A 10,669-nucleotide genomic window follows, 5' to 3' on the forward strand; every position below is an offset into this window, starting at 1 on the left:
TAGTGGTGCCGAGGACAGCGGCGGCGGCGAGAGTGACGGGCAGCGCCACCCTGGCGCGCTGGTGCTGCGCGATCCGTTCCGCTGCCCGCCGGCGGTCGGATTCCCGCCTGGCACTGCCTCCGGCGTCGCGGCGTCGGCCTGATGCGGTGGTCATTGAACTCCCCCTCGAGTCGGGCTGTTGCTGCCTGTACCGGGACCGTAGCGCTGCGCACCGACATGGCGTCAGTGCGCCTGCGCCCGGTCCTGGCGGGCGGTCAGCTGGTGGCGGGGCGGCCGGTGTCGCCGAACTCCACGAACCGGGCGAGGGCACGCTCGACGGGCGGCTTGCCCTCGGTGACGGCGGTGATGACGCGGTCGAAGTGGCGGCGGGCGGCCTGCTCCTGCTCCTCGGTCAGCACGATCCGCCGGTCGAGCCCGGCTGCGGTGACGGCCGCGAGCAGCGCCTGGGCGTCGTCGTCCTGCAGCTGCAGGACGGCCACGACGCGGGCGAGGCGGTTCACGACCTGCTCGGCGGTCTCCGGCACGCGGTCGGCGCCCTCGTTGCCGTACTGCTCGCCGGCGTGGACGAGCAGGCTGTGCAGGTCGGCGTAGCCGCTCTCGCGGGCGACGGCCTTGCGGAAGTGGTCGAGCAGCGCGACCAGGACCTCGACATCGGCCGCCTCGATGGGCGCGGCGTACAGGGGGGTGTACTCGTAGCCGTCGGTGCCCAGCACCGTGTTGCCGGTCGCGTGCTCCTCGCCGGTGAGCAGCGTGCGCCGCTCGTCGCGCAGTCCCTCGGGCAGGGCGGCGAAGATCCGGCCCCATGCTTCGTGGGCGGCCTCGCCGTCGAGGCTGGCGGGAAGTTCGTAGACGTCGTCCGCTCCGTCGCGGGCGTCGCGGGTGGTCTGGTCGAGCCAGATGAGCAGCGGCTTTTCCAGGTCGAAGAAGTCGGCGAGGAAGGACTCGTGGGCGGGCAGCAGCCGCAGTGCGGTGTCGGCCATGAGGGTCACTCCGGGGTGGTGGCGGGCGGGTTGAGGAACGGCTCAGTCAGCTCTGCGGGTGCTGGCAGGAGGGGCAGCCGATGGACTCCGCATCGGCGGCGGACGCGCCGGCCGCTTCGGCGACCGCGCGCCAGCACAGCGGCAGGCCGCTCTCGTCGAGCGTGCGCCCACTGCGGAATTCCTCGTCCGGGCCGTAGAAGACGGCCACGAAGGACTCGACGCCGGGCAGGACGATGCGAAGCGGCTCAACTTGGAGGCCGTACAGGTCCGCGGGCGGGATGGACGCGAGGTTCTCCCACACCAGGCAGTTCAGCACCTGCGCCACGGTCTGGCACTCGTGGCCGTGCCCCAGGCACAGGTCCCAGGTGCTGCCGTCGGGACGCAGCACGTCCAAACGGTCGGTGATGGTCACGGTGGAGGCGTCAGAGGTGTCGTGAACGGACGGGACGGCAGGCGTGGGCGTACAGCGGCGCAACAGCTGACGGATGTTCATGGGGTCGGGTCCTCCTCGTCGTCGAATGCGTCGGTGATCAGGTCAGGCCAGCGGGCGTGGCCGCGGAATTCGAGGCGGTGGCGGAGCATCGCCGCGGCGTGGTCCCGGGGGACCTCCAGTGCGAAGTCCTCGTGGGCGCGGGCGGTGACATCGCCGACGCTGACGCGCATCGGGACGGTGATGTGCAGGTCGACCACGGGTTCGGCGAGGCGGGCGCGCACGGCGGTGGTGATGGCGTGGTCGGCGGCGGCCTGCAGCAGCTTGCGGTAGTGCTCGTCCCCCTGGCGCTGCCGGCGTTCCTGCTCAAGACGGTGCAGCCGCGGGGCCAGCAGCGCGGCGAGCAGGGCGAGTAAGAGGACGATGCCCACGAACCAGACCACGACGGCTACTCCTCCTCGGCGGCCGGTGCGGCGGGGTTGTCGTACGGGCGGACCACGCGGCCGTCGGCGAACGCGCGGCGGGTGCGCGGGACGTAGGTGGGCTCGGGGGTGTGCTTGTCCTCGGCCTCGTAGATCTGGGTGGCGTTGATGCCGTGCTCGTTGACTGCCATGCGGTAGTGCTGCCAACCCTCGTGGCCGTAGAAGGTGCCGATGGGCTCGCGGCAGGTGACGCACAGGGCGTCGTCCGGGCGGGTCAGCTCGTCGTACAGCTCGACGGCATCGGACAACGCGCCCTCCGGGACCGCGAGGCGGGGCCCGATGGAGTCGAGCAGCTCCTCGACGGTGCCCATGTGCCGGTCGCTGACGGCGGCGAGGGCCTGGCCGACGATGCCGAGCAGGGCGACGGACTCGGCGGTCGCCGTGGTCAGCTGCGCATGCAGGGCTTCCAGCCCGGCCCGCGTCCACTCGACCTCCTGCGGTGTCGGCCCGCCAGCGTCCCAGGTGAAGCGCCCGCCGGGCGCGGCCGGTGCCGGCCTCAGTGGCTCGCCCCGGGAGTCGAGGGCGGTGCGGCCTGCGGGGCGGGTGCCCTGCTCGGCGACGGGGAGGGGGACGACGGCGGCGACGCGCTCGCCGTTGCGGGTGACGTACGTGATGGCACCGCCGTCCTTGGCGCGGTCGACGACGGTGGCGATCTCGTCGCGGACCTTGCGGATCGGGTGCTCGTACTCAACTGCGGTCATGTACCAATGGTACCGCATTGCGTGTACCAAGGGTACACATTCGCGGAAACCGGTCCCCTGGGAGACATCTGTCCGCTGGGGAGCGTGCTCGGGGAAGGTCCTGCTGAGACGTCGTCGCGGGGACGGTCCCCGTGACGATCCGTCGGGGACCGTGCTCGGGGACCGTGGCTGGCCGGGAGGTGCCGGTCCCGCACCATGACCTGGGCCTGAGCGGGGGGCTCCCTCGTCGGGCGGGCGCGCGCAGCGCTGCCGCAGGTTCCCGGGGTACGGAGAGGATCGCGCTTGCGCGACCCGCTTGCGGGCGCCGTAGGCGTCCTCGGAGGGCCCCGGGGTTCTGTGGCACCCTCTGGGGCCCGGTCGGCGAGGGAGGTCACCGCGCCCCACCACCCGCTCCACCCCCTACCGGTCTGCAGCTGGGAATGCTGTCCCCACCCCCTCGGAGGAAGGGCCCGCCGGAGGCGTCTGCCTGGGCCCGCGCCCCGTGTCGGCCGCAGCCGGTGCGATGTCCCGACGCGTACGCGCGCGTAGAGAGCGCTCGAAACGCGCAAAATCCTGCTTGTGCAGCGCGATGGGGCTGGACCAATTGGTCCAGCCCCATCCTGTACGGCGGCTCGGCTACGCCCCGGCTGGCGGGGTGCCGACGGCGATGCGGGCGCCAACCAGCTGCCCGGCCTGGGCGGCGGTGCGCAGGGCCTTCACGGTGGTCCGGGCGTCCTGGCGCGGGGCGGTCAGTCCGACGTTGCCGACGTAGAAGATGGCCCAGCCGTAACGGGCGGCCTGGGTGAGCCACCCGTCGGGCAGGTCGACGGACCCGGCGTAGAACTTGCCTCCCTCGGGGTCGAGGACCAGCAGGCCGTCCTCACCGGCCGGGCCGTGGCCCAGCAGCAGCACGCCGACCCACTCGGGGACCTGGGGCGGGGCCTGGCGCAGCCGGGAGACCAGGTGGAAGCCCTGGCCCAGCAGGTGGCTGGCGACCACGTTGGTCAGCTCTCCGGGCCCGTCCTGGACGATGTACGCCTTGCCGACAGTCTCGGCGACCAGGACCGGCAGGTCGGCGCCGCCGTGGTCCAGGACAGCGGCGGTCATCGTCATGTCGTAGCCGTCGGCTGGCGCAGCCGGGGCGAAGTCCGGCCCCATCGGGATGACTTCGGAGGGTCCGCACCGGTCGTGGACGTAGACGACGTGGGTGAAGCTGCCGTTGGTGCGCACCACCATGTTCACCGTGCCGTCCAGCGGCTGGCGGCAGGTGACGCACTGCCCGTCGGTCAGGGACACCTCGGCGGCACGGGCGAGGCCCTCGGGCCCGAGCAGGGCGCGCACCTCGGGGCTCATGTGCAGGTCAGGCATGGGTGTGCTCCTGGTCGTGCTCGTCACGGAGGGCGGCGGCGTGCGAGGTGCTCATCTGGTCCTTCCGGGAGAGGGAACGGTGGCCGGAGCCAGCTCCAATGGCTCCGGCCACTGCGGTGTTTGGGTCCGGGCTCATGCCTGCTTGGGGTCTTGGGTGCCGGTCTTGTCGCGCATCTTGTGCACGGCCTGCCGTGAGATGCGGGCGCGTCCGGCGATGTCGGAGTCGCCGTGGCCCCAGTCGATCGCGCGGGCGACCAGCTGTCGGCGCTCGGCGAGGTACTGCTCCAGTCGGGCGCACTCGGCGCCGACCACGGCGAGGCGGTCCCAGTCCTGTTCACGCAGCCGGTCCCGGTGACTGTAGACGGCGTCCCTGGTGCCGAACAGGCGTGCACCCTGCTGTGCGGCGCGCCACTCCTCGTACTCGATCCAGGCGTCCAGGACGGTGTCGGCGGTCTCGGAGGTGATGCCGCTGGTGGCCAGGCGGCCATGCTCGGCGTCCCAGTCGCGGAAGTCGCGCGCTGGCCGGGGGTCGCCGTGCAGCAGAACGGTCCGGTACCAGGACCGCACACCCGTCACCTGCAGGCGTACGCCGCTGCCGTCACGGTAGGGGGTGCCGAAGACCTTCTTGATCTCCGGGTGCCAGTGCTCGGAACCGAGGCCGAGGGTGTGGGTCTCGCACTCGCGGGCCAGCTTGTCCAGGGACAGCCCCAGCAGCTCCGGGCGGTAGACCTGGGGGAACCGCTCGACGATCTCGGCGTAGTTGACCAGGTCGGCGTCGACCTCGCGCTGAGCGGCCTCACGGTGGCGGGAGGTCAGGCGGCACAGCTGACGGCCGGCGTGCGCGGAAGCGGCCGACCAGTCCAGCTCACCCCCGGCCTCGAAGAAGCCGTCCAGCAGTTCCTGGGCGTACGGCTTCACCAGCTCCAGCAGCGCATTGGCGGCCTCGACATCGAGGTACGGGTGCCCGGTGAAGCCGGAGTCGACGGTCCAGCACAGCAGCTCGGGGACCGGCTCGGCCCACATGCGCGGGCCCGACCCGGGCAGGAAGAGCTCGCCCGGGTGCCAGCGCTTCCAGGTCTCGCGCGGCACGTCGTTGACGGCCCTCCAGCGCGGGTTCCAGGGCTCCCGGTGCTCGGTGCTCTCGTGCCAGGACAGCTCGCCCGTGCCGGTGTGCAGCAGGACGTGCTGGTAGGACCCGGGGGCGTGGGCGCCGACCACGGGTTCGGAGGGGATCACCTCGGTCACGGGGGTGATGGTGACCCGGGGCGCCCGGTAGGTGGCCACCTCGATCTGCGGGACGGACACGGCCTCGTTGCTCATCCTGTTCTCCTCGTCGCTGAGTGGGCTCTGATGTAAACAGGTTGACGGCGCGTTATGTGAACGTCAACCGGTTGACATGGATTGGCTGGAACCTGATCCGGCCAATAACAAGCCCTGTGGTGGGGGTCATCCGAAGATCGGCAATAACCCGGCAGCAGCCGGGGAGGGTCACGGCCTTGCCGTGGTGTCAGGCGGTGGCGATACGGCGCTCGATGCGGGCCCTAGCAGCGGCGTGGTCGCCCCGGCCGTCGGCGGTGCGCGGGTAGCGGCGGCGGGGCTGACGGGCCAGCGTGGTGAGCACCAGGGCGGCCTGCTCGGGATGCGTCTGGACGCCTGTACGGATGCCGGCCTTCGGGGCGCGCATCCACTCCTCCTCCTGGCACCACCACCGGTACAGCTCGATCTCGACGGCGTACCGGCGTGCACGGCTGGCCGTGACACCGTGGCAGCCCAGGGCCTTCGCCGCGGCAACCAGGGCTCCGGGCCGTGCACGGTAGTACGGGGTGCTGGAGCGCTCGGCCGCGAGGGTCTGGCGGGCTGCGTGCTGGTCGGCTCCACGGCGGCGGAGAACGGCTCCTGCGGCCGTGCGGCAGCGTTCCCCGGGCACGGCCTCGCAGGTGGGGCACTCGTGGTGAACTGTCATCACCGCGCGTGTGGCGACCAGCAGGTTCTGCATCCGTCCCAGGTGCTTGGAGACGGTGCGGGCGCTGTATCCGGTCCGCCCGCATAGCTCGGTGAGGCTGAGGGCACGGTCGGCGTGCAGGATCAGCTGCTGGTAGACACGTCCAGCGTGGTGACCCAGCCCGCCGGCGTGGTTCGCGGTGGCGCGGCCGTAGGCGAACAGGTCTGCCTGACCTGCGGCGAGGCGCTTTTCCAGGCGGGAAATGAGGGTGGGGCGGTCTGCCCCTTGGGGGGGCAGGTTCCTTTGTGTCCCACCCCGTGCAACGAGGGTGAAAGCAGGGTGCGAAGCGGTGATGGGGAGCAGCTCGTAGGTGTTCGCGGGGCCGTTGTTCTCGGCTCGTGCCAGCCAGCCGTCGGGGCTCAGGCGGTCCCGGAACGCCCGGCTCATGGTCGAGCGGCCGTAGCCAGCGGCGAGGGCGGCCCGTCGGGCGTCCAGGCTCAGCACGGTGCTGCCGGACTGCAGGGCGAGCAGACAGAACACGTCCAGCGCAGCGCGATCGGCGGGCCCGGACTCGCTCGTCCAGCGCTCCGGGCAGGCGTCGGCGGCCTGCTGCAGCTGCTCGACCAGGGCGACGACGTCGGCGAGGTTCTCGGTCCACTCCAGCGACTCCTGCGGGATCGGGAGCTTGGCCGCGTACGCCACGCACCGCGCCCACTGGCGCTCGAACTTCTCCTCCGCCTCGGCCTGGTCGAGCATGACGCGCAGCGGGCCCACACCGGGCGAGGTGCACAGGTGCAGCAGCCCGCCCTCGCGGTACTGGCGGTCCTCCAGCAGCCGCTCGACCATCGGCTGCGACCAGCGGCGCAGGGCCAGCCTGGTGAGCACGGAGGCGCACACCTCGCTGACCCGGTCGGCGGGCGGACGGCGGGTCAGCAGCGCCATCGTCTCGCGGTCGAGGACGGTCTTCGGGGTGCCGGCCAGCCGGGGGCCGTCGTCGTCGATGATCTGGCCGAAGTTGTCGCGGCCGACCAGCTTGGGGCGGATGTCCTCGGCGGCCGGGACGGCGTCGATGACGAGCAGCAGCCGCACGAACGCGTCCGACGGGTTGCCGCAGGTGGCCGGGGTGAGCAGCTGGGCGGCCCGTCGCTGGCTCAACGGGCTCAGCAGCTCGCTGCGGCCTCCGTTGCGGTGCGGGGCACCGATGGGACGGACCGCGCCCGTACGGGACTTGAGCAGGCCGTAGTCGAGCGTGGGCAGGCGCTTCGCGGCGGCCACGGCGATGGACTCGACCAGCCTCGCGTCCAGCAGCGTCTCGGCGGTCACCCATACGTGCCGTCCGCCGGCGGACCCGGAGGCGGCGACCACGTAGGTCAGCCCGGCCTCCTCCAACCAGCGCAGCAGAGTTGCGAGGTCGGGGCCGACGTCGCCACGCTTGGTGTCGAGGTCGAAGCAGATCCAGCGGAAGCCGCGGAAGAAGCTCGACAGGTAGATGGCATACGGGCCGCGCGGGGCCCGGTCCGACAGGGAGTGCATGGAGCGCTCGATGTACTTGTGCTGCCACTGGCCCGAAGAGTTCTTGGTGTCGACGCGCACCGACAGCCGCGGGGACAGCTGCAGGAACAGCTCCTGCAGGTCCGCGCGCGCGGCCCGGGGGTGGGGCAGAACACCGGTATGAGGATTGTGAATCGGGGCAGATGACGGGCTGTGCACGCCCGGTTCCCCGGACACTCCGGGGGCGGGCATGAGCTGTCCGGCACCGTAGCGGTCCGCTACGATGGAAGGGCTCCTAACTCCATACGAACGCCGAAGTCCCCTCTCGCCATAGCGGCGGAGGGCTCCGTGCGCGGCCAACCAGGTCGCTCAAAGGGGCAGGGCTCCTAACCCGGCGAACGTGTGTGGTCAGGGCACCACCGCCCGACAGTCGCCGTGGAAAGCGTCTGTGGGGCTTGTTTCACCTCCTCTCCTTTGGTGCGAGGGGCCGGGTTGGGAAAGCCCGGAACCTCTGGGCCAAGAGCGCTGGGTAGGCGCTTCGGGACTGGGTTTGTCGGCTGGGGAGTCGACTCACCTCTGGGGGTGTTGCTGTGACAGGCAAAACAATTCGGGATTCGGCTCGCTGGGGAGTGAGCTGGACCCCTGGACGTCGGAAGGGCGCCGCCCCGGTGGTTTTGGCCGGGGCGTTTTGGCGCCCTGCGACGGTCTTTCGAAGGCGCTACCCGGTGAGGGGGAGCGCCTTCTGTTCGTCGAGTTCGTCCGCCCACACAGGGCGGCCGTTCTCATCGACGGGCATGCGCTTGATCAGTTCGTTGACCAATCCCGCGAAGGACAGCCCGGCGGCGCCTGCGGCTTTGATGGCCTTCTCCGCCATATCCGGGACGATCACTACGCCCGTACGCCAGTTCTGACCGGATTTGGGGTCGTAAGACACCGGTCGGCCGGTCTGCGCGCGACCACGCAGCGGGCCGGACGGCACCAGCTTCCCGTTCTTACCGATCTTCGATGGCATGCCGCCGATCTTCCCATACTCTCGCGCGCTTTCACTACGGATGGTCGGTGTGTCGCCGGATTTCTCGTGGGGCGGAGGTTTATCTTCCGGGCGTCTGTGACGCGGGAAGTGACGGCGCATCTGGATGTTCCGGGGCATTCCAGGGTGAAGTGTTGGTGTCCCCCGGGCCCTGTGGAACGCCTTTGGCTCCGGGACGAGTTCACCCGATCGGGTCATGCTCGATGCACCGCGCGTTGTGTCATGACGTTCTTTCATGCGAGTGAGAACGGAGCGGAGCGTCGAATCGTTGCAGGTTCGGTGACACGAGTTTCTGCACGTCAGGTGGCGTCCCAGGGTGTGGGGGTACTTCTTGGGTCGGCTTCCCGCCGGACGGGAGACATGCGGGGCACAGCGTCGTTCGCATCGTCACCGTGGAGGAACGTCGCCGGCCGGATTCTGTGACAGGGGCTTGGCGGCCGGTCACATGGCCAGGATGTTCCGCAGCTCGCGCATGGCGTTCTCCTGGTGGTGCTGGGCGGGGATCGAGCGGTACAGGTCCATGGCGCGCTTGCGGACCAACCCGGTGCGGTAGTCGGCGGGGAGAGCGGTCAGGGCGGCTGTTGCGCGGTGGCATGCCTGCTCGGTGTCGCCGTCGTGGTGGGCGCAGGCGGCACCATCGATCTTCAGCAGCGTGCGCGTCATGCTGCTGGTCGGTGCCGACAGCTTCAGTGCCTGTTCCTGGCTCTCCCGGGCCCGGTGGGTGTCGCCGAGGGCGGTGAACGCGTGGCTCAGGTGTACATGATGCTTCTGATCGCCGTGGGTCAGCCAGGTGTCCGCCCGTTCGCTGCCGTCGAGTCGCTCCATGAACTGGTCGGCGGCGGTGAGTGCTTCCCGAGCCTGGTCGGGCTTGTGGGAGAGGGCGTAAGCGCGGGCGGCGACAGCGGCCGCCAGAGTGGCCGCGGCAGTCGGGCGGCTGCCGGCGACGTGGCGGGCCTCTTCGGCGAGGCTGGCCGCTGCCCGGGGAGCGCCGTAGTTCAAGGGGACCATCGCCTCGCGGGCCAGCACCCAGGCGCACAGCTGTCGGTCACCGGATTCTCGGGCGGCCCGGCCGGCGGTGGCGAACCAGCCGCGGGCTTCCTTGCGGGCCCCGAGGTCGTGGAGCACGATCGCGGCCATGCCCGCCATCTGTCCGGCGGCGCGGCACAGCCGGGTCCGGGTGGTGACCGGCTGCGGGGTGTGGAGCAGCGACCGGATCCCCGCGAAGTCGGTCACCAGGTCGGCCAGGACCCGCGTGGGCGGCTGGCCGCCGTAGCCGTAGCCGTAGGTCTCGGCGGCGGCTTCCAGATCGGACAGGTCGGCCGGGGTCTCGGCGGCGAGCGCCTGATCCAGCGACTGCCGGGTGCTGGTCAGCGCGGTGAGCGCGGGGCCGGTGAGTCCGGCAGCCAGCGCGCCCCGCAGGATGTGGCGGCGTTTCATCGGATCGTCTCCATCGTCGGATTCCGTGCTGGGCGTCGGGGAGGTGTGTTCCCAGGGTCGCTGAGCAAGGCCCAGGAAGGCACCGGGAATCCGCAGTCCATCCGCGATCCGCTCGATGGTGTCGAGCGCGGTCACCGTCGCCTCGCCGCGAGCGACCTTGGAGATGCGATCGGCCTTGATGCCGCAAGCTTCGCTGATCCGGTTGAAGCTGATGCCGGACCCGTGTGTCGTGGCGAGGACCGTGGCGAAGTCGCGGTCGGCGAGAGCTCGGACGAACACCGGGTCGGACAGCAGACCGCGCGGAATCTGCGCTGGTGACGGCGGTAAGTCCACGACAGCCCCCGGGTCTCGATTTGTGACGAAGTGTCACCCACGACGTTACCCATCGTGGGGGCCCCAGCGAGGGGTTATTGCCGTGGCCTGCGCCCGGCTTCACTGAGCAGGTCCTCGCGCGGCAGGGCCGGGCAGCGTCCCGGTTTCCTCGCGCGACCGTGACGCGGCATGGCCGTCCTATGGCGTCGTTCCCCGTAACGCCGGACGGTCGTGCCGCCCCTCGCTCCGGGAGATGAAGCGGCCGTGACCCAGTTGTCCGTCCCCGTGCTCCGGTCTGGCCCCGGTCGTCACCGCGCCCCAGGCCGTCTCGACACGGCTTGGCAGACCATCTGGATAGCCGCGCACGTACCGGCCGTCGCGCTGCTGTGGATGGCGGTGGAGGACAGCTCCCTGCCGCAGCTTCCCGCGATACCGGTGGCGCAGATTGCGGACGTACCGCCGTCCGGAGCGCCGTAGACCGCCGCCCCCGGCCCGGGATGTCTATCGGTCCGCGTCG

General features: G+C 71.0%; 10 protein-coding genes. 1 reads left to right on the forward strand and 9 read right to left on the reverse strand.

All coding sequences use genetic code 11. The features are described 5' to 3' along the window. Positions 1-254 precede the first annotated feature (254 nt). From NP777_RS41645 to NP777_RS41685, 9 genes are all read right to left on the reverse strand, one after another. Positions 255-980 (reverse strand): hypothetical protein, encoded by a 726-nt coding sequence (locus NP777_RS41645; protein ID WP_256655388.1) that lies wholly within the window; start codon positions 978-980, stop codon positions 255-257. Positions 981-1,026: 46 nt separating this feature from the next. Next, positions 1,027-1,473: a hypothetical protein gene (locus tag NP777_RS41650; RefSeq protein WP_256655389.1), complete on the reverse strand. Its 447-nt coding sequence runs from the start codon at positions 1,471-1,473 to the stop codon at positions 1,027-1,029. Further along, positions 1,470-1,853: a hypothetical protein gene (locus NP777_RS41655; RefSeq protein ID WP_256655390.1), complete on the reverse strand. Its 384-nt coding sequence runs from the start codon at positions 1,851-1,853 to the stop codon at positions 1,470-1,472. The genes NP777_RS41650 and NP777_RS41655 overlap by 4 nt, the downstream gene beginning before the upstream one ends. 5 nt (positions 1,854-1,858) lie before the next feature. Then, a complete protein-coding gene (locus NP777_RS41660; protein ID WP_256655391.1) occupies positions 1,859-2,593 on the reverse strand; it encodes a type II toxin-antitoxin system Phd/YefM family antitoxin in 735 nt (244 codons plus the stop codon). 615 nt (positions 2,594-3,208) lie between these two features. Continuing rightward, a complete protein-coding gene (locus NP777_RS41665; RefSeq protein ID WP_256655392.1) occupies positions 3,209-3,940 on the reverse strand; it encodes a hypothetical protein in 732 nt (243 codons plus the stop codon). A gap of 132 nt (positions 3,941-4,072) precedes the next feature. Next, positions 4,073-5,260: a hypothetical protein gene (locus NP777_RS41670; protein ID WP_256655393.1), complete on the reverse strand. Its 1,188-nt coding sequence runs from the start codon at positions 5,258-5,260 to the stop codon at positions 4,073-4,075. A 187-nt stretch (positions 5,261-5,447) separates the two neighbouring features. Further along, positions 5,448-7,592, reverse strand: a complete 2,145-nt coding sequence (locus tag NP777_RS41675) for a zinc finger domain-containing protein (RefSeq protein WP_256655394.1) — start codon at positions 7,590-7,592, stop codon at positions 5,448-5,450. A gap of 499 nt (positions 7,593-8,091) precedes the next feature. Continuing rightward, on the reverse strand, positions 8,092-8,385 hold the full coding sequence (locus tag NP777_RS41680; RefSeq protein WP_256655395.1) for a hypothetical protein: 294 nt from the start codon (positions 8,383-8,385) through the stop codon (positions 8,092-8,094). Positions 8,386-8,844: 459 nt separating this feature from the next. Further along, complete coding sequence (locus tag NP777_RS41685; protein WP_256655396.1) at positions 8,845-10,173, reverse strand: helix-turn-helix domain-containing protein; 1,329 nt, start codon at positions 10,171-10,173, stop codon at positions 8,845-8,847. A gap of 243 nt (positions 10,174-10,416) precedes the next feature. Between NP777_RS41685 and NP777_RS41690 the strand changes: the two genes are divergently transcribed. Next, positions 10,417-10,629, forward strand: a complete 213-nt coding sequence (locus tag NP777_RS41690; protein WP_256655397.1) for a hypothetical protein — start codon at positions 10,417-10,419, stop codon at positions 10,627-10,629. The last annotated feature ends 40 nt before the right edge of the window (positions 10,630-10,669 follow it).

Origin of the sequence: Streptomyces rugosispiralis, assembly GCF_024505145.1 — a bacterium.
In the GTDB taxonomy this organism is placed as follows: Bacteria; Actinomycetota; Actinomycetes; order Streptomycetales; family Streptomycetaceae; genus Streptomyces; species Streptomyces rugosispiralis.